Origin of the sequence: Streptomyces sp. 1222.5, from assembly GCF_900105245.1 — a bacterium.
GTDB classification, from domain to species: Bacteria; Actinomycetota; Actinomycetes; order Streptomycetales; family Streptomycetaceae; genus Streptomyces; species Streptomyces albidocamelliae.
Genome location: NZ_FNSZ01000001.1, coordinates 2,479,028 through 2,497,084, shown reverse-complemented (window position 1 = coordinate 2,497,084; position 18,057 = coordinate 2,479,028). Strand labels below are relative to the sequence as shown.

14 protein-coding genes and 1 riboswitch are annotated in these 18,057 nt (G+C 72.5%); of the genes, 10 read left to right on the top strand and 4 right to left on the bottom strand.

The genetic code is table 11. The features are described from left to right. Nucleotides 1-249: 249 nt before the first annotated feature. Nucleotides 250-876: a DUF6082 family protein gene (locus BLW57_RS11135; protein ID WP_256339464.1), complete on the bottom strand. Its 627-nt coding sequence runs from the start codon at nt 874-876 to the stop codon at nt 250-252. 319 nt (nt 877-1,195) lie between these two features. Between BLW57_RS11135 and BLW57_RS11130 the strand changes: the two genes are divergently transcribed. After that, a complete protein-coding gene (locus BLW57_RS11130; protein WP_093474083.1) occupies nt 1,196-2,296 on the top strand; it encodes a CobW family GTP-binding protein in 1,101 nt (366 codons plus the stop codon). Here BLW57_RS11130 and BLW57_RS11125 read toward each other — a convergent pair. Beyond that, nucleotides 2,293-4,752, bottom strand: a complete 2,460-nt coding sequence (locus BLW57_RS11125) for a DNA gyrase/topoisomerase IV subunit A (protein ID WP_093474081.1) — start codon at nt 4,750-4,752, stop codon at nt 2,293-2,295. The genes BLW57_RS11130 and BLW57_RS11125 overlap by 4 nt on opposite strands. Before the next feature lie 316 nt (nt 4,753-5,068). Between BLW57_RS11125 and BLW57_RS11120 the strand changes: the two genes are divergently transcribed. The 4 genes from BLW57_RS11120 (at nt 5,069) to BLW57_RS11105 (ending at nt 9,891) form a co-directional block, all read left to right on the top strand. Further along, nucleotides 5,069-6,463, top strand: coding sequence for a M16 family metallopeptidase (locus tag BLW57_RS11120; protein WP_093474080.1), 1,395 nt, complete (start codon nt 5,069-5,071; stop codon nt 6,461-6,463). Further along, a complete protein-coding gene (locus BLW57_RS11115; protein WP_093474078.1) occupies nt 6,460-7,848 on the top strand; it encodes a M16 family metallopeptidase in 1,389 nt (462 codons plus the stop codon). Before BLW57_RS11120 ends, BLW57_RS11115 begins: the two co-directional genes overlap by 4 nt. 229 nt (nt 7,849-8,077) lie before the next feature. Next, nucleotides 8,078-8,237: riboswitch (cyclic di-AMP (ydaO/yuaA leader) on the top strand. Nucleotides 8,238-8,250: 13 nt separating this feature from the next. After that, nucleotides 8,251-9,006: a M23 family metallopeptidase gene (locus BLW57_RS11110; protein WP_073897649.1), complete on the top strand. Its 756-nt coding sequence runs from the start codon at nt 8,251-8,253 to the stop codon at nt 9,004-9,006. A gap of 198 nt (nt 9,007-9,204) precedes the next feature. Further along, the gene (locus BLW57_RS11105; protein WP_093474076.1) at nt 9,205-9,891 is read left to right on the top strand and encodes a GntR family transcriptional regulator; all 687 of its coding nucleotides are present in this window, start codon (nt 9,205-9,207) and stop codon (nt 9,889-9,891) included. Nucleotides 9,892-10,066: 175 nt separating this feature from the next. Here the strand turns inward: BLW57_RS11105 and BLW57_RS11100 are convergent, their stop codons facing one another. Next, nucleotides 10,067-10,348, bottom strand: coding sequence for an HPr family phosphocarrier protein (locus tag BLW57_RS11100; RefSeq protein ID WP_020942692.1), 282 nt, complete (start codon nt 10,346-10,348; stop codon nt 10,067-10,069). A 177-nt stretch (nt 10,349-10,525) separates the two neighbouring features. On the opposite strand from BLW57_RS11100, the gene BLW57_RS11090 reads away from it, so the two are divergent. The 4 genes from BLW57_RS11090 (at nt 10,526) to BLW57_RS11075 (ending at nt 16,032) form a co-directional block, all read left to right on the top strand. After that, on the top strand, nt 10,526-13,393 hold the full coding sequence (locus BLW57_RS11090; RefSeq protein ID WP_176985546.1) for a bifunctional acetate--CoA ligase family protein/GNAT family N-acetyltransferase: 2,868 nt from the start codon (nt 10,526-10,528) through the stop codon (nt 13,391-13,393). Between the two features lie 164 nt (nt 13,394-13,557). After that, nucleotides 13,558-14,145, top strand: a complete 588-nt coding sequence (locus BLW57_RS11085; protein ID WP_073897907.1) for a DUF5998 family protein — start codon at nt 13,558-13,560, stop codon at nt 14,143-14,145. Continuing rightward, a complete protein-coding gene (locus BLW57_RS11080; protein ID WP_093474075.1) occupies nt 14,145-15,335 on the top strand; it encodes an alkaline phosphatase family protein in 1,191 nt (396 codons plus the stop codon). Before BLW57_RS11085 ends, BLW57_RS11080 begins: the two co-directional genes overlap by 1 nt. Nucleotides 15,336-15,381: 46 nt before the next feature. Then, the gene (locus tag BLW57_RS11075; protein ID WP_093474073.1) at nt 15,382-16,032 is read left to right on the top strand and encodes a thymidine kinase; all 651 of its coding nucleotides are present in this window, start codon (nt 15,382-15,384) and stop codon (nt 16,030-16,032) included. 43 nt (nt 16,033-16,075) lie between these two features. On the opposite strand, the gene BLW57_RS11070 is transcribed toward BLW57_RS11075, so the two are convergent. Next, nucleotides 16,076-16,864 carry a VOC family protein gene (locus tag BLW57_RS11070; protein ID WP_093474072.1) on the bottom strand — a complete coding sequence of 263 codons (789 nt, stop codon included), beginning with the start codon at nt 16,862-16,864 and terminating at the stop codon, nt 16,076-16,078. Between the two features lie 320 nt (nt 16,865-17,184). On the opposite strand from BLW57_RS11070, the gene BLW57_RS11060 reads away from it, so the two are divergent. Beyond that, a complete protein-coding gene (locus BLW57_RS11060; protein WP_093474069.1) occupies nt 17,185-18,039 on the top strand; it encodes a sulfurtransferase in 855 nt (284 codons plus the stop codon). The last annotated feature ends 18 nt before the right edge of the window (nt 18,040-18,057 follow it).

Here is an 18,057-nt window from a genome sequence, read left to right as displayed (position 1 = left end):
GGGGGTGGCAACGACGTGTAGCCCGCCGGGTCGTCGGGGTACGCGCCACGGCAGGCGGGGGCCAACCTACCCGCGATGATCGTCGATGGGGCGCGGAGCACGGTGTCCGAGTGAGTGAATCCGTTGCACACGGCTCCCACGCGCACCGCGCGTGTCGTCCCGTGGCGTATCGCGCGCGGACGTGGTCCCCATGGTGCGACAACGTTCGGGGCACTGCTCGGGTCCCGCCGTCGCCCCTTCGACGGCCCGTCAGTCCTCGGGCCCTCCGTCGCCCACTACCCACCACTCGTCCGTGTCCGCGTCGTCCAATTCGGCGAGCAGGTCATCCGTCATGCGGCCGAGCTCCGCCTCCTCGGAGTCGTAGGGAAGACTCGCCCTGTGGTGCCGTGTGGCCTCCCAGTAGGCCCGCACGGTCGCACTCTGGAAAAGCACACGCACATGACCGAGGAGCTCGCTGCGGTTCAGCAGGCCTACTCGGTAGCCGTGCAGCGCATGGACGTACAGGGTGTTGGCGAACAGGTACTGCTTCTGCTCCTGCGCCGGCAGGCTGCGTTCGAAGGCGTCCAGCACTGGCAGGAGGTCCGGGTCTGCCACGGCGGTCAGCAGCAGATTGCGGTGATCGCGCTGGTACTCCACCCGGGCCGCGCGCCGGTCGGCTTCACGGCGCTGCTCCTCGGCGAGATCCAGTCGCCGCAGAAGTTCGGCATTGGCCCGCAGAAGCGTCTCCACGGTGCGGCGATACGCGAGGAGCGACGCCGTGGTGCCGGTGACCGACAGGACGAGAGCCGCCGTGACGGCGCTCAGCCCCCGGTTCCCCGTCCTCTGTGTGACCATGTCAACCCCCGATTCGGGCAGCCGTCCGTCGGTCGTCGGCACGCGGGTCGACAGGTGTGCGCAGTGGGTCGACAGCAGGGGACCGGCGAGCGGAGGGCGGCGCTTGCCGTCTCCCAGAGTGCCGAGCGGCTCTGATCGGCGGGAAGGCGGCCAGGAGGCGCACAGAGGGAAGCAGGGTCGCACACCTCGGTGCCCTGTCCAACGTCTGCCCCGCAAAGCGTGCTAACAATCGTTCACTTCGCCGCGTTTCTTCCCGCTCGTATCCTGGTCGCGCAGTCGATCCTCAGCCGTGCGCCGGACCGTGCGCCGGTGTGCGCGGCCGGGTGGGATCCGTGTGGAACCGTTGGAAAGAGGTCGCCCGTTGGGGAACAGTCAGGGCAACGCCCGCCGCCCGCAGCAGATTCCGGTCGTCGTACTCGCCGGCTTTCTCGGATCCGGGAAGACCACGCTCCTCAACCATCTGCTGCACCGCAGCGGAGGCAGCCGTATCGGGGCGATCGTCAACGACTTCGGTGCCATCGAGATCGACGCCATGGCCGTCGCCGGAGCCCTCGGCGACTCCACCGTCTCACTCGGCAACGGCTGTCTGTGCTGCGCCGTCGACGCCGGTGAACTCGACGTCTACCTGGACCGGCTCGCCGCGCCCGGCGCCGGCATCGACGTCATCGTCATCGAGGCCAGCGGGCTCGCCGAGCCGCAGGAACTGGTCCGGATGGTGCTCGCCAGCGAACACCCCGGGATCGTCTACGGCGGTCTCGTCGAGGTCGTCGACGCGGCCGAGTTCGACGGCACCCGCGCCGCGCACCCCGAGATCGACCGGCACCTCGCCCTCGCCGACCTCGTCGTGGTCAACAAGCTCGACCGGGCGCCCGACGCCGGCCGGATCCTCGGCCTCGTCCGCTCCCTCACCGACCGCGCCGCCGTCGTCCCCGCCACCTACGGCCGTATCGACCCCGAGTTCCTCTTCGACCGCCGTCCCGGCGAGGAGCGCATCGGGCAGCTGTCCTTCGACGACCTGCACGACCACGGCGCCGACGGCCACGAGGACCATCTGCACACGGGCTACGACAGCCTGTCCTTCGTCTCCGTCCCGCCCATGGACCCCCGCCGGCTGATGCGGTTCCTGGACAGCCGTCCGCAGGGGCTGTACCGCATCAAGGGGTACGTCGACTTCGGGCCCTACGACACCCGCAACCGGTACGCCGTCCACGCCGTCGGCCGGTTCCTGCGCTTCCGTCCGGAGCCCTGGCCGTCCGCCGACGACCGCCTCACCCGGCTCGTGCTGATCGGCTCAGGCATCGACACCGGAGCCCTGGACAAGGAGCTGGAGGCGTGCGTGAACGACGCCCCGCACGCCGACGAGCAGGGCATGTGGGGCGTCCTGCGCTATGTGCCGGGCTCCGAGGAGGAGCCCGGCGACGAGCCGTACGCGGCCGGGAGGGACGAGCCGGACGAGGCCTAGAGCACCGGCCCAGCGGCCACCGCGACCGTCTTCGGCAGCGAGGTGCCCGAGCCGTCCCGGCGCGGGTCGGTCTCCGGCAGCGTGACCGGGGTGCCGTTCTTCTGCGCCGCGTGCGCCGGGGACGGGCCCGCCCAGCCGAACGACAGGCAGTCCTCGCCCTTCAGGAACCGCTGGCAGCGCACACCGCCGGTGGCCCGGCCCTTGCGCGGGTACTGGTCGAACGGCGTCAGCTTGGCCGTCGTCTGCACCGAGTCGTCCAGCGTGCCGCGCGAGCCCGCCACCGTGAAGACGACCGCGTCGGCCGCCGGGTCGACCGCCGTGAACGAGATGACCTTGGCGCCCTCGGTGAGTTTGATGCCCGCCATACCGCCCGCCGGACGGCCCTGCGGGCGCACGATGGAGGCCTGGAACCGCAGCAGCTGCGCGTCGTCCGTGATGAACACCAGGTCCTCCTCGCCGGTGCGCAGCTCCACCGCGCCGACGATCCGGTCACCGTCCTTGAGCGTGATGACCTCCAACTCGTCCTTGTTGGACGGGTAGTCGGGCACCACACGCTTGACGACACCCTGCTCGGTGCCGAGCGCCAGACCCGGGGACGACTCGTCGAGCGTGGTCAGGCAGACCACCGTCTCGTCGTCCTCCAGGGAGACGAACTCCGCCAGCGGCGCGCCTCCGGAGAGGTTGGGCGCGGCCCCCTGCTCGGGCAGCTGCGGGAGGTCGACCACGTTGATCCGCAGCAGACGGCCGGTCGAGGTCACCGCGCCGATCTCGCCCCGCGCGGTGGCCGGGACCGCCGAGACGATCACGTCGTGCTTGACGCGCTTCGCGTCGGCCGTCGCCGGGAACGGCTCGTCGGTCGCCGTACGGGCCAGCAGACCCGTCGAGGACAGCAGTACCCGGCACGGGTCGTCGGCGACCTGCAGCGGCACGGTCGCCGCCGGGGCGCCTCCCGCCTCCAGCAGGACCGTACGCCGGTCGGTGCCGAACTTCTTCGCCACCGCGGCCAGTTCGGCCGAGACCAGCTTGCGCAGTTCCGCGTCGGACTCCAGGATCCGGGTCAGCTCCTCGATCTCCGAGATGAGCCTGTCCTTCTCCGCCTCCAGCTCGATGCGGTCGAACTTGGTGAGCCGGCGCAGCGGCGTGTCGAGGATGTACTGCGTCTGGATCTCGCTCAGCGAGAAGCGCCGCATCAGGCGCTCCTTGGCCTGCGCGGAGTTCTCACTGGACCGGATGAGCCGGATGACCTCGTCGATGTCTACCAGCGCGGTCAGCAGGCCCTCGACCAGGTGGAGCCGGTCGCGCCGCTTGGTGCGGCGGAATTCGCTGCGGCGCCGGACCACGTCGAAGCGGTGGTCGAGGTAGACCTCCAGCAGCTCCTTCAGCCCGAGGGTGAGCGGCTGGCCGTCGACCAGGGCGACGTTGTTGATGCCGAAGGACTCCTCCATCGGCGTCAGCTTGTACAGCTGCTCCAGGATCGCCTCGGGCACGAAGCCGTTCTTGATCTCGATGACCAGGCGCAGGCCGTGCGCGCGGTCGGTGAGGTCCTTGACGTCGGCGATGCCCTGGACCTTCTTCGAGTTGACCAGGTCCTTGATCTTCGCGATGACCTTCTCGGGACCGACCGTGAACGGCAGCTCGGTGACGATCAGGCCCTTGCGGCGGGCGGTGACGGTCTCGATCGCCACCGTCGCGCGCATCTTGAAGGTGCCGCGGCCGGTCGCGTACGCGTCCCGGATGCCGTCCAGGCCCACGATCCGGCCGCCGGTGGGCAGGTCGGGGCCCGGGACGTGCTTCATCAGCGCGTCCAGGTCCGCGTTCGGGAACCGGATCAGATGGCGGGCGGCGGCGATGACCTCGCGCAGGTTGTGCGGCGCCATGTTCGTCGCCATGCCGACCGCGATGCCCGACGAGCCGTTGACCAGCAGGTTCGGGAAGGCGGCCGGCAGCGCCACCGGCTCCTGCTCCTGGCCGTCGTAGTTGGGCGCGAAGTCGACCGTGTCCTCGTCGATCGACTCGGTCATCAGGCTCGTCGCCTCGGCCTGGCGGCACTCGGTGTACCGCATGGCGGCCGGCGGGTCGTCGTTGCCCAGCGAGCCGAAGTTGCCGTGGCCGTCGACCAGCGGCACGCGCATGGAGAAGGGCTGCGCCATGCGGACCAGGGCGTCGTAGATCGACGCGTCGCCGTGCGGGTGCAGCTTGCCCATGACCTCGCCGACGACACGCGCGCACTTCACGTACGAGCGGTCGGGGCGCAGGCCCATCTCGTTCATCTGGTAGACGATCCGGCGGTGCACCGGCTTGAGTCCGTCACGGGCGTCCGGCAGGGCGCGCGAGTAGATGACCGAGTACGCGTACTCGAGGTAGGAGCCACGCATCTCGTCCACGACGTCGATGTCGAGGATCCTCTCCTCGAACGAATCGTCGGGCGGCGGGGTCTTCGTGCTGCGGCGGGCCATCGCTGCCGGCTCCTCCTGATCTGGTCGCTCACCGAAGGGGCGCGCACCCTCCGGCTCGCTCTTGCTGAAGCGATTGACGGATCTGTCGCGGACCATTGTGGACCGCGGTACTGACAACCCGGGCCGCGACCCGGTCTCCGCGCACCCGCCCCGCGCCGGAAGACGCCCGGAGGGGGCCGGACGCAGGCTACGCGATCCGCTGTGGGCGTACGTCCCGCGGGAACTTCGCCGAGGCCCCGCACGCTTTGCATACAGTGGCAGGAACGGCAGGAAAACCGCGGTTTCGACGACCGCCTCCGCTCGCGAAGGGACGTACATGCCCATGGGTCACACGACCACGGCCGAGGCAGGCTCCGGGGGCCTGACAGCGACCGAGCACCGGCTGGCCAACGGTCTGCGCGTGGTGCTCTCCGAGGACCACCTGACCCCGGTGGCGGCGGTCTGCCTCTGGTACGACGTCGGGTCCCGCCACGAGGTCAAGGGGCGTACCGGCCTGGCTCACCTCTTCGAGCACCTGATGTTCCAGGGCTCGGCGCAGGTCAAGGGCAACGGCCACTTCGAGCTGGTGCAGGGCGCCGGCGGCTCGCTCAACGGCACCACCAGCTTCGAGCGCACCAACTACTTCGAGACCATGCCCGCCCACCAGCTGGAGCTCGCCCTCTGGCTGGAGGCCGACCGCATGGGCTCGCTGCTCGCCGCGCTGGACGACGACTCGATGGAGAACCAGCGGGACGTCGTGAAGAACGAGCGCCGCCAGCGCTACGACAACGTTCCCTACGGCACCGCCTTCGAGAAGCTGACCGCGCTGTCGTACCCCGAGGGCCACCCGTACCACCACACGCCGATCGGCTCGATGGCGGACCTGGACGCCGCCACTCTGGAGGACGCGCGCCAGTTCTTCCGCACCTACTACGCGCCGAACAACGCGGTGCTCTCGGTGGTCGGCGACATCGACCCGCAGCAGACCCTCGCCTGGATCGAGCGGTACTTCGGCTCCATCGCGTCCCACGACGGCAAGCCCGAGCCCCGCGACGGCTCGCTGCCGGAGATCATCGGCGGGCAGAAGCGCGAGGTCCTCGTGGAGGAGGTCCCGGCGCGTGCGCTGATGGCCGCCTACCGGCTGCCCCACGACGGCACGCGCGCGTGCGACGCGGCCGACCTCGCCCTGACCGTCCTCGGCGGAGGCGAGTCCTCCCGCCTGTACAACCGGCTGGTGCGCCGCGACCGTACGGCCGTCGCGGCCGGCTTCGGCCTCCTGCGGCTGTCCGGGGCGCCCTCCATGGGCTGGCTTGACGTGAAGACCTCCGGTGACGTCGAGGTGCCGGTCATCGAGGCCGCCATCGACGAGGAGCTGGCCCGGTTCGCCGCGGAGGGCCCGACGCCCGAGGAGATGGAGCGCGCCCAGGCCCAGTTGGAGCGCGAGTGGCTGGACCGGCTCGGCACGGTCGTCGGCCGCGCCGACGAACTGTGCCGGTACGCCGTCCTGTTCGGCGACCCGCAGCTCGCGCTCACCGCCGTCAAGCGCGTACTGGAGGTCACCCCCGAGGAGGTCCAGGAGGTCGCCAAGGCCCGGCTGCGGCCCGACAACCGCGCGGTGCTCGTCTACGAGCCGAAGTCCCCGGAGACCGTCGAGGACGCCCAGGTCCCCGAGGACCCGGAACAGGAAGCGACCGTAGAGGCCGGCAACGAGAACGAGGAGACGGCCAAGTGACCGAGCTCGCCACCATGGAGTTCCACCCCCGGCCGCAGCCGGGCGACGCCAAGCCGTGGGCGTTCCCGGCCCCCGAGCGCGGCACGCTGGACAACGGCCTGACCGTGCTGCGCTGCCACCGCCCCGGCCAGCAGGTCGTCGCCGTCGAGGTGATGCTGGACGCACCCCTGGACGCCGAGCCCGCCGGCCTGGACGGCGTCGCCACGATCATGGCGCGGGCCTTCTCCGAGGGCACGGACAAGCACTCGGCCGAGGACTACGCCGCCGAGCTGGAGCGCGCGGGCGCCACGCTCGACGCGCACGCCGACCACCCCGGGGTCCGGCTCAGCCTGGAGGTCCCGGCCTCCCGCCTGGCCAAGGGCCTCGGCCTGCTCGCCGACGCCCTGCGCGCCCCCGCCTTCGCGGAGAGCGAGGTCGAGCGGCTGGTCCGCAACCGCCTGGACGAGATCCCGCACGAGCTGGCCAACCCCTCCCGCCGGGCCGCCAAGGAGCTCTCCAAGGAGCTGTTCCCGGTGACCTCGCGCATGTCCCGGCCGCGCCAGGGCACCGAGGAGACGGTCGAGAAGATCGACGCGGCGTCCGTACGCGCCTTCTACGACCGGCACGTCCGCCCCGCCACGGCCACCGTGGTCGTCGTCGGCGACCTCACCGGCACCGACCTGGAGGAGCTGCTCGGCGACACCCTCGGCGCGTGGACCGGCACGCCGGGCGAGCCGCGGCCGGTGCCGCCGGTGACCGCCGACGACACCGGCCGCGTGGTCATCGTGGACCGGCCGGGCGCCGTGCAGACGCAGCTGCTCATCGGGCGCGTCGGCCCGGACCGGCACGACCGGGTCTGGCCCGCCCAGGTCCTCGGCACCTACTGCCTCGGCGGCACCCTCACCTCCCGCCTGGACCGCGTGCTGCGCGAGGAGAAGGGCTACACCTACGGGGTACGGGCGTTCGGGCAGGTCATGCGGTCGGCCCCGGACGGCACCGGTGCCTCGATGCTCGCCATCAGCGGCTCCGTGGACACGCCGAACACCGGTCCCGCGCTGGACGACCTGTGGAAGGTGCTGCGCACCCTCGCGGCGGAGGGCCTGACCGACGCCGAGCGGGACGTCGCCGTGCAGAACCTCGTCGGGGTGGCGCCGCTGAAGTACGAGACCGCGGCGGCCGTCGCGAGCACCCTGGCCGACCAGGTCGAGCAGCACCTGCCCGACGACTTCCAGGCGACGCTGTACCGGCAGCTGGCCGCGACGGGCACGGTCGAGGCGACCGCGGCCGTCGTCAACGCCTTCCCGGTGGACCGGCTGGTGACCGTCCTCGTCGGCGACGCCTCCCGGATCAAGGCGCCGGTCGAGGCGCTCGGCATCGGCGAAGTCACCGTCGTCACGGCCGAATAGCGGCCGCTGCCGCGGAGCACGGCACGCGTGCGTGGGGCCCTGCCGACCTACGGGTCGTCAGGGCCCCCGCCGTTCCACTCGCTTCACCAGATGCCCGATTTGGGGCGGAGGTTGCCTGTCTGCCCTGTGGGATGCGCTACAAAAGCCCGGATCCGTTTGAGGATTGAAAGCGGGCTTCCGTAGGTTCGTCCAGGCTGTTCGTCACGCACCACGCCGCGCCCGCGGCACCGGACAGTCATCGCCGAGTCCCCGTACGGCGCGAGCCAGGGGAGCCGGGGACCCATCGTCCCTGGGGTGAATCGGGCGCCCGCGCGTGAGCGAGGGGGCCCGTAGGAGACCTTCCTGCTCCGAACCCGTCAGCTAACCCGGTAGGCGAGAAGGAAGGAAAGGACCAGCCACTTCATGGCGTTCATGTGCGCCACCGGGAAGCATCGCAAGCCCGGCCGGGTCAAGCGCACCACCGCGCAGGCGGCCGGTGTCGCCGCCCTCACCACCACGGGTGTCATCGGCACCCTCGCCGCGTCGCCGGCGCTCGCCGCCGAGAACGCCGCGGAGCAGACCGGCCTCACGCCCGTCGTGACCGTCAGCGACGACGTCGCGGAGCAGATCAGCGCGCAGGCGGACGCCCAGAAGCAGGCCGCCGAGCAGCAGGCGGCCGAGGAGGCCGCCGCCAAGGCCGCCGCCGCCAAGGTCAAGGAGGAGCGCGAGGCCAGGGCCCGCGCCGCCCGTGAGGCCGAGCGCAAGCGCCTGAACGCGTTCGTCGCCCCGATCGTGCACTCCTACGTGTCCACCGCCTACAAGGCCAGCAGCTCGCTGTGGTCCTCCGGCTCCCACACCGGTATCGACTTCCACGCGGCCAGCGGCACGTCCGTCCACGCGGTCGGTTCCGGCACCGTCGTCTCCACCGGCTGGGGCGGCGCGTACGGCAACCAGATCGTGATCCGGATGGCCGACGGCATGTACACCCAGTACGGCCACCTGTCGTCCATCGGCGTCACGGTGGGCCAGAAGGTCGTCCCCGGCCAGCAGATCGGTCTGTCCGGCGCGACCGGCAACGTCACGGGCCCGCACCTCCACTTCGAGGCCCGTACGAGCCCCGACTACGGCTCGGACGTCGACCCCATCGCCTATCTCCGCAACCACGGCGTGAACGTCTGACGCCACCCCGCGGACATGCGAAAGCCCCGGCTCACCGAGCCGGGGCTTTCGCCGTTTCCGGGTGATCCCCGTCGGACCGCTGTCCAAAAAATATCCATGGATTCCGGCCTGCCGTCGGAAATTCGGCCTCTTTGGAATAGAGTCACGGAAAGGGCGTCCCCTGCGGGCGTTTCACGGGGATTAAGGCGGAGGTCGGTCATGCGTGTTCCGGCGCATTCGGTGTGCACGGCGATCCGGGACGACATCGTCGCCGGTGTCCACGAGCGCGGCGGCCGGCTCACCGAGGAAGTGCTGGCCCGCCGCTACGGCGTCTCGCGCGTCCCCGTCCGTGAGGCCCTGCGCACCCTGGAGGCGGAGGGGTTCGTGGTGACCCGCCGGCACGCGGGCGCGTGCGTGGCCGAACCGACCGCGCAGGAGGCCGCAGACCTGCTGGAGATGCGCCTGCTCCTGGAGCCGCTCGGCGCGGCACGGGCGGCACAGCGGCGTACGGAGGCCCATCTCAAGGTGCTGCGCGGCCTGGTACGGCTGGGCCAGGAGCGGGCCAGGAGGGGCGGCAGCGAGGAGCTGCGCGCACTGAGCGGCTGGTTCCACGAGACGCTGGCGCAGGCCTCCGGCAGCCCCTCGCTGGCCTCGATGCTCACCCAGCTGCGCCACAAGATCACCTGGATGTACGCGGTGGAGGCCCCGCAGAGCCCGCTGGACTCCTGGGCGGAGCACGGCGCGATCGTGGACGCGGTGGCACGCGGCGACGGCGAGCGCGCGCGGGCGGTCACGGCGCTGCACGCCGAGCGCGCGACGGGCGCGCACCGTCTGCGCTTTTCCGGCGGCGCCGAGCGTGTGAGGACTTCGCAACATGCCGTAAACACGACGGGCCGACGGTATTAACACGGGTGTCGTATACAAAGAGGGGGAATTCGGTGGGGGTTGTTTCTCGCTGCCCGAATTCATTCTCGCGGTGATTTCCGCGCGTTGATTTCGCCGAGCGATCGAAGCCGCTCGAAAAGCCGAAGCCGCGCCGCCCGGAAAGGCGACGCGGCTTCGGCGTTCGGACGCGAGGTGCTCAGACCGTCTCGGGCAGCTCTTCCAGGCCCTCGGCGACCAGCTTGGCCAGGCGGTCCAGGGCGGCGTCCGCGCCCTCGGCCTCCGAGGCGAGGACGATCTCCTCGCCACCCTGGGCGCCCAGACCCAGGACGGCCAGCATGGAGGCCGCGTTGACGGGGTTGCCCCCGGCCTTGGCGATCGTCACCGGGACGCCTGTGGCCGTGGCGGCTCGGACGAAGATGGAAGCGGGGCGGGCGTGGAGGCCCTCGGCCCAGCCGACGTTGACGCGGCGCTCAGCCATGTGTTGCTGCCCTTCAGTCTTCAGGGTTGTCTAGACCAGTTTCCCATACCGTGAAGCGTGCCCGGAGCGGACCTCCGTCCCCTCCGGTACGGCACCGGACCGCGGCCTCGGTCCGGCGTGTCGTCCTCCACAGACTGCCTCGCGCCGTTGCCGTACGCGAGCCGTACTCTGGGGCCCATGCAGACCTCGGCGGATCGGCAGGAGCGGCACGAGTACCCCACTCACTGGGAGGCCGACGTGGTGCTGCGCGACGGAGGCACCGCGCGCATCCGGCCCATCACCGCCGACGACGCCGACCGCCTGGTGAGCTTCTACGAGCAGGTCTCCGACGAGTCGAAGTACTACCGCTTCTTCGCGCCGTACCCACGTCTCTCCGCCAAGGACGTCCACCGCTTCACGCACCACGACTTCGTGGACCGGGTGGGACTCGCGGCCACCGTCGGCGGCGAGTTCATCGCCACCGTACGCTACGACCGCATCGGCGCCGACGGGATGCCCGCCTCCGCCCCCGCCGACGAGGCCGAGGTGGCCTTCCTGGTGCAGGACGCCCACCAGGGCCGCGGTGTCGCCTCCACCCTGCTGGAGCACGTCGCGGCCGTCGCGCGCGAGCGCGGCATCCGCCGGTTCGCCGCCGAGGTGCTCCCCGCCAACACCAAGATGATCAAGGTGTTCACGGACGCCGGCTACACCCAGAAGCGCAGCTTCGAGGACGGGGTCGTACGCCTGGAGTTCGACCTCGAACCCACCGACCGCTCCGTCGCCGTGCAGCGCGCCCGGGAGCAGCGCGCCGAGGCCCACTCGGTACGCCGGCTCCTCGTGCCCGGCTCCGTGGCGGTCGTCGGCGTCGGCCGCAGCCCCGGCGGCGTCGGCCGCAGTACCCTCGGCAACCTCCGGGACGCCGGCTACACAGGCCGGCTGCACGCTGTGAACAAGGCCTTCCCCGAGGACCTCGACGAGGTCGACGGGGTGCCGGCGTACCGCTCGGTGCGGGACATCGAGGGGCACGTGGACCTCGCCGTCGTCGCCGTACCGGCCGAGCACGTGCCCTCGGTGGTCGCCGAGTGCGGGGAACACGGCGTCCAGGGTCTCGTCGTGCTCTCCGCCGGATACGCCGAGAGCGGCCCCGAGGGCCGCGAACGGCAGCGCGCCCTCGTCCGGGCCGCGCGCGCGTACGGCATGCGGATCATCGGCCCGAACGCCTTCGGGGTCATCAACACCGCACCGGACGTCCGGCTGAACGCGTCCCTCGCCCCCGAGATGCCCCGCCCCGGCCGCATCGGACTGTTCGCCCAGTCCGGCGCCATCGGCATCGCCCTGCTGTCCCGGCTGCACCGGCGCGGCGGTGGCGTCACCGGCGTCACCGGCGTGTCCACCTTCGTCTCCGCCGGCAACCGCGCGGACGTCTCCGGCAACGACGTCCTCCAGTACTGGTACGACGACCCCGATACCGACGTCGTCCTCATGTACCTGGAGTCCATCGGCAACCCCCGCAAGTTCACCCGGCTCGCCCGGCGGACGGCGGCCGCGAAGCCGCTGGTCGTGGTGCAGGGGACCGGGGCCGCGCCGCAGGGCCACGCCGTGCGGGCCACACGGCTCCCGCACGCGACCGTCTCCGCGCTGCTCCGGCAGGCCGGGGTGATCCGGGTCGACACCATCACCGAGCTGGTCGACGCGGGCCTCCTGCTCGCCCGGCAGCCGCTGCCCGCCGGACCGCGGGTGGCGATCCTCGGCAACTCCGAGTCGCTGGGCGTGCTGACGTACGACCGCTGCGTCGCGGAGGGGCTGCGGCCGTCGCGTCCGCTGGACCTGACGACCGGGGCGACGGCGGAGGAGTTCCACCGGGCGCTGAGCGCCGCCCTGGCCGACGACACGAACGACGCGGTCGTGGTGACGGCGATCCCGGCCATCGGGGAGACGTCGCCGGGCGACGCCGAGCTGGCGGAGGCGCTGCGGTCCGCTGCGGCGGACGTCCCGGGGAAGCCGGTGCTGGTGGTGCACGTGGAACTCGGAGGGCTGGCGGAGGCACTGTCCGCCGCCGCGAGCACCGCACCGCAGGCCGCCGGGAAGGCATCCGGCGCCACGGACCGCGCCCACCCCGCGGTACGCCTGCTCCCGGCGGCGGAAGGGCTGCCGGCCACCGCCGCGGGACCGTCCGTGGCCATGACGCCCCCGGCGGAGGGCACCCGCCTCATCCCGGCCTACCCCGCCGCGGAGCGCGCGGTCCGCGCCCTCGCCGAGGCCGTGCGGTACGGGCAGTGGCGGCGCGAGGCGGCCGACCCCGGGAAGGTGCCCGAGTACGACGACATCGACGAGAAGGGCGCCGCCCGGCTGATCGGCGAGCTCCTCGCGCGCGGGGAGGGGCTCACCATCTCCGACGCGCAGACCTGCGAGCTGCTCGGCGAGTACGGCATTCCCGTGCGGCGCGCGCTGCCCGCCCCCACCCCCGACGACGCCGCCGAGGCCGCCCGCAGCCTCGGCTACCCGGTGGCCCTGAAGGCGACCGCCCCGCACCTCAGGCACCGCGCCGACCTCGGCGGCGTCCGCCTGGACCTCGCGGACGAGGAGCAACTGCGGCGGGCGTACGCCGAGTTGACCGAGCTGTTCGGGAAACCGGAGGAGCTGCGGCCGGTGGTGCAGGGGATGGCGCCGCGCGGGGTCGACACGGTCGTCCGCGCCGTGATCGATCCGGCGGCCGGGGCCCTGCTGTCCTTCGGGCTCGCCGGAGCCGCCTCGCAGCTGCTGGAGGACACGGCGCACCGGCTGGTTCCGGTCACCGACCGGGAGGCGACCTCGCTGGTGCGGTCCATCCGCACGGCACCGCTGCTGTTCGGCTGGCGCGGCTCCACACCCGTCGACACCCCCGCGCTGGAGGAACTGCTGCTGCGCGTCTCCCGGCTCGTGGACGACCATCCCGAGGTGGTCGCCGTCACGCTGGAGCCGGTCGTCGTCGCCCCGCACGGCGTGAGCGTCCTCGGCGCCACGGTGCGCCTCGCACCCCCACCGGCCCGCGACGACCTCGGCCCCCGCACGATGCCTACGTACTGAACTGCGTTCTCGCGCGGTTCCCCGCGTCCCTCGGGTCGGCCGCCCTCCCGCCGGCTCCCGGTGACCGCCTGCTCGCCCCGGCCGTCCGGGCGGCCCCGTGCCCGTCCCGCCCGGTCCGGGTGACTGGCCCGGAGTGCCCTTGCCCACGGATTAGGATGGACGCCATGGCCAAGACCAGTACGACGACCCAGGGGCTGCGTGCGGCGATCGAGCGCAGCGGCTACTACCCGGCCCTCGTGGCCGAGGCGGTGGAGGCCGCCGTGGGCGGCGAGCCCATCCGGTCGTACCTGGTCCACCAGGAGACGACGTTCGACCAGAACGAGGTGCGCCGGCACGTGACGGTGCTGGTGCTGACCGGCAACCGCTTCATCGTCAGCCACACCGACGAGCAGGCCGCCGACACCACGTCCCCGACCCCGTACGCCACCACCTCCACCGAGTCCGTGAAGCTCGGCCGGATCTCCTCCGTCGTGGTGAGCCGCGTGGTCGCCAACCCCGAGCAGTACGCGCCGGGCACGCTGCCCCGCGAGGTCGTGCTGACCATCGGCTGGGGCGCGGTCAGCCGCATCGACCTGGAGCCCGCCGCCTGCGGCGACCCCAACTGCGACGCCGACCACGGCTACACGGGCAGCTCCACCGCGGACGACCTCAGCCTGCGCGTCAGCGAGGCCGGCGACGGCCCGGAGACGGTGCGCCAGGCGCTCGCCTTCGCGCAGGCCATCTCGGAGGCGACCGCGGACGTCAGCCGCTGATGTCCCAGCTCTCCGCCTGGGACCACCCGGAACCGCTCGCCCTGGAGTCCGCGCCGCTGCCCGAGTACGGCAGCGGCTCCCTCGCCGACCTGCTGCCCACCCTGGCCGCCGGAATGGGCGTCCCCGGCCTCACCGCCACGATCGAGGAGCTGACCGCGGCCGACCGGGCCTGCGTCTTCCTGATCGACGGGCTCGGCTGGGAGCAGCTGCGGGCACACCCCGACGAGGCGCCGTTCCTCGCCTCCCTGCTCGGCAGCTCCCGCGGCGGCACGGGCCGCCCGCTCACCGCCGGCTACCCGGCGACCACCGCGACCTCCCTCGCCTCCGTCGGCACCGGCCTGCCGCCGGGCGCCCACGGCCTGCCCGGATACAGCGTGCGCAACCCGGCCACCGGCGAGCTGATGAACCAGCTCCGCTGGCAGCCGTACACGAACCCGCGCCCCTGGCAGCCGTACCCGACCGTCTTCCAGCTGGCCCACGACGCCGGGGTGCACGCCGCGCAGGTGTCCTCGCCCACCTTCGCGCAGACCCCGCTCACCAAGGTGGCGCTCAGCGGTGGCACGTTCCTCGGCCGGCTGACCGGTGAGGAGCGCATGGACCTCGCGGCCGAGCAGCTCGCCGCCGGCGACCGCTCGCTGGTGTACACGTACTACGCCGAACTGGACGGCGCCGGGCACCGCTACGGCGTCGCCTCCGACACCTGGCGCGGCCAGCTCATGTACGTCGACCGGCTCGTCCAGCGGCTCGCCGAGCAACTGCCGCCGCGCAGCGCGCTGTACGTCACCGCCGACCACGGCATGGTCGACGTCCCGTTCGACGACGAGCACCGCATCGACTTCGACGCGGACTGGGAGCTGCGCGCCGGGGTCGCCCTGCTGGGCGGCGAGGGGCGGGCCCGGCACGTGTACGCGGTACGGGGCGCCGAGAACGACGTGCTGACCTGCTGGCGCGAGGTGCTCGGCGAGCAGTTCTGGGTGGCCTCGCGGGACGAGGCGATCGCGGCCGGCTGGTTCGGGCCGCACATCGACGAGCGGGTGTACCCGCGGCTCGGCGACGTGATCGCGGCGGCGCACGACGACGTCCTGATCATCGCCTCCGAACGGGAGCCCAAGGAGTCGGCGCTGGTCGGCAACCACGGTTCGATGACCCCCGCCGAGCAGCTGGTCCCGCTGCTCGAAGTACGCTCCTGAACCTCCCACCCGTCCCGACGACTCGCCGAAAGGTGCTCAACTCCTCATGCCCGAGCTGGTGTTCTTCTCCGGAACGATGGACTGCGGGAAGTCGACGCTGGCTCTGCAGATCGAGCACAACCGGTCCGCGCGCGGCCTGGTCGGCATGATCTTCACCCGCAACGACCGCGCGGGCGAGGGCAAGCTGTCCTCCCGGCTCGGCCTGGTCACCGACGCGGTGGAGGTCGCCGAGGGCCAGGACCTGTACGGCTACCTCGTGGACCACCTCTCGCGTGGCCGCCGGGCCGACTACGTGATCGCCGATGAGGCCCAGTTCCTCGCCCCCGGGCAGATCGACCAGCTCGCGCGCGTGGTGGACGACCTCGGGATCGACGTGTTCGCCTTCGGGATCACCACCGACTTCCGCTCCAAGCTCTTCCCCGGTTCGCAGCGGCTGGTGGAGCTGGCCGACCGGATCGAGGTGCTCCAGGTGGAGGCGCTGTGCTGGTGCGGCGCCCGGGCCACGCACAACGCCCGCACGATAGGCGGCGAGATGGTGGTCGAGGGCGCCCAGGTGGTCGTGGGCGACGTGAACCAGTCCGCGGGCGAGGTCGGCTACGAGGTGCTGTGCCGGCGCCACCACCGGCGCCGGATGACCGCCGCGTCGGCCCGTGCGGCGGCCCTGTCCCCGGACGTCCTGCCCGTCCCACCGGCCTGAGGGCGTCCCCTCCGGCCGGTTCGAGGACGCCCCCGCCCAAGGGTCAGTGCGGGTCCTGGAGCACGTCGAACTCGGCGCCCTCCGGGTCCGTCACCGTCGCCACCCGGCCGTGCGGGCTGTCGTGGGCCGGCCGGAGCACCCGGCCGCCTAGCCGGACGACCTGCCCCAGCGTCACGTCGACGTCGGCGACCTCGAAGTACGTCCGCCAGTACGAGCCACGGTCCCGGGGCAGCGCGTGGCCCATGCCGTGCAGGCCCGCCACCGGACGGCCGCCGAGGTGCAGCGTGACGTAGTCGAGGTCGGCGGACAGCACCGGTTCCTCCTCGTAGCCGAACACGGTCGAGTAGAACTTGGCGACGCTCTCGGTCTCGAAGGTGACCAGTTCGTTCCAGGCGGGGGTGCCGGGCACCCCGGTGATCGCCGTGCCGAGGTGCGCGGAACCCTGCCAGATCCCGAACACCGCCCCGGACGGGTCGGAGGCGATGGCCATCCGCCCGGCCTCGGCCGCGTCCAGCGGGCCCACCGCGACCGTGCCGCCGCACAGCCGTACCGTGTCGGCGGTCCGGTCGACGTCGTCGGAGGCGAGGTACGGGGTCCAGGCGACGGGCAGCCGACGGTCCGGAAGGTGGCCCATCCCCGCCACCTCGCGCCCGTCGAGCAGCGCCCGCACGTACGGGCCGAGCTGCTGCGGGCCCGGCCGGAACTCCCAGCCGAACAGCTCACCGTAGAAGTCCTCGGTGGCGGCCAGCTCGTGCACCATCAGGCTCACCCAGCAGGGCGTGCCGGGCGCGCGCGGCGCGTGCGGACCGGCGGACTCCCGTGCCTCGGTCATCGATCACTCTCTCCCCGGCCCCCTCTCGGTGGCCGTGTCGCTTCCGCTCCCCGGCTGGGTGTCCACGCCGACCGCGTGTGCGCCCGTGCCGGTGCCCGCATCCTCCGCCTCGCCGCCTGCCGGCCGCGCCGGGACCCGGCGGTGTCCCCGGGAGGATGCCTCTACTGCCGTCGTTCGCCGCTTCCTGACGATGGCCGGCGGATGTCCGTCGGCTGTACAGCCCGTGCTCGATCCCATACACCTGGTGATCGAGGCTGTCCGGCCGAGCAGAGTAGCCGGACCTGGACGCCGCGGCCACCCCTGGCGTATGGATGGACGTCATGAGAGCCATCATCACCGCGACCGAACTCGCCCACGAGCTCCGCCCCGGGGTCACCCCGCCCGTGCTGCTGGACGTCCGCTGGCAGCTGAGCGTGGCCAAGGCGGCGGGTGCGCCGGCCTTCGACGGACGGGCCGAGTACGCGGCCGGGCACCTGCCCGGCGCGGTCTTCGTCGACCTGGACCGGGAGCTCGCCGCCGCGGCAGGGGCGCACGGCCGCCATCCGCTGCCCGATCTCGCGGAGTTCGGCGCCGCGATGCGCCGTGCGGGCGTGTCGGCGGACCGGCCGGTCGTCGTCTACGACGGCGGGCAGGGCTGGGCGGCCGCGCGCGCGTGGTGGATGCTGCGTTCGACGGGTCACCCGGACGTGCGGGTCCTCGACGGCGGGTTGCCGTCCTGGCAGGGCGAACTGTCCACAAGGACGCCCGCACCGGCCGAGGGCGACTTCGTGCCGGCCCCCGCCGCCGCGGGGCTGCTGGACGCGGACGGGGCCGCGGCCCTGGCCCGCACGGGTGTGCTGCTCGACGCCCGCGCGGGGGAGCGGTATCGCGGTGAGGTGGAGCCGATCGACCGGGTCGGCGGCCACATCCCGGGCGCGGTGTCGGCCCCGACGACGGAGAACGTGGGCCCCGACGGCCGATTCCTGCCCGCGGCGGAGCTCAGGGACCGCTTCAAGGCTCTGGGCGTCTCCGGGGACACCCAGGTCGGCGTGTACTGCGGTTCGGGCGTCTCGGGCGCCCACGAGGTGCTCGCGCTGGCCGTGGCCGGCGTTCCCGCGGACCTGTACGTCGGCTCGTGGTCCGAGTGGTCCTCCGACCCGTCGAGGCCCGTGGCGGTGGGCGCCGACCCGCAGTAGGAGGCGGCAGGCACGCAC

What these genes read in the sequence shown, in the direction of transcription:
- BLW57_RS11125 (WP_093474081.1), bottom strand. Translation starts at nt 4,752, where the DNA reads ATGGCCCGCCGCAGCACGAAGACCCCGCCGCCCGACGATTCGTTCGAG.
- BLW57_RS11120 (WP_093474080.1), top strand. Translation starts at nt 5,069, where the DNA reads ATGCCCATGGGTCACACGACCACGGCCGAGGCAGGCTCCGGGGGCCTG.
- BLW57_RS11110 (WP_073897649.1), top strand. Translation starts at nt 8,251, where the DNA reads ATGGCGTTCATGTGCGCCACCGGGAAGCATCGCAAGCCCGGCCGGGTC.
- BLW57_RS11105 (WP_093474076.1), top strand. Translation starts at nt 9,205, where the DNA reads ATGCGTGTTCCGGCGCATTCGGTGTGCACGGCGATCCGGGACGACATC.
- BLW57_RS11100 (WP_020942692.1), bottom strand. Translation starts at nt 10,348, where the DNA reads ATGGCTGAGCGCCGCGTCAACGTCGGCTGGGCCGAGGGCCTCCACGCC.
- BLW57_RS11090 (WP_176985546.1), top strand. Translation starts at nt 10,526, where the DNA reads ATGCAGACCTCGGCGGATCGGCAGGAGCGGCACGAGTACCCCACTCAC.
- BLW57_RS11085 (WP_073897907.1), top strand. Translation starts at nt 13,558, where the DNA reads ATGGCCAAGACCAGTACGACGACCCAGGGGCTGCGTGCGGCGATCGAG.
- BLW57_RS11080 (WP_093474075.1), top strand. Translation starts at nt 14,145, where the DNA reads ATGTCCCAGCTCTCCGCCTGGGACCACCCGGAACCGCTCGCCCTGGAG.
- BLW57_RS11075 (WP_093474073.1), top strand. Translation starts at nt 15,382, where the DNA reads ATGCCCGAGCTGGTGTTCTTCTCCGGAACGATGGACTGCGGGAAGTCG.
- BLW57_RS11070 (WP_093474072.1), bottom strand. Translation starts at nt 16,864, where the DNA reads ATGACCGAGGCACGGGAGTCCGCCGGTCCGCACGCGCCGCGCGCGCCC.
- BLW57_RS11060 (WP_093474069.1), top strand. Translation starts at nt 17,185, where the DNA reads ATGAGAGCCATCATCACCGCGACCGAACTCGCCCACGAGCTCCGCCCC.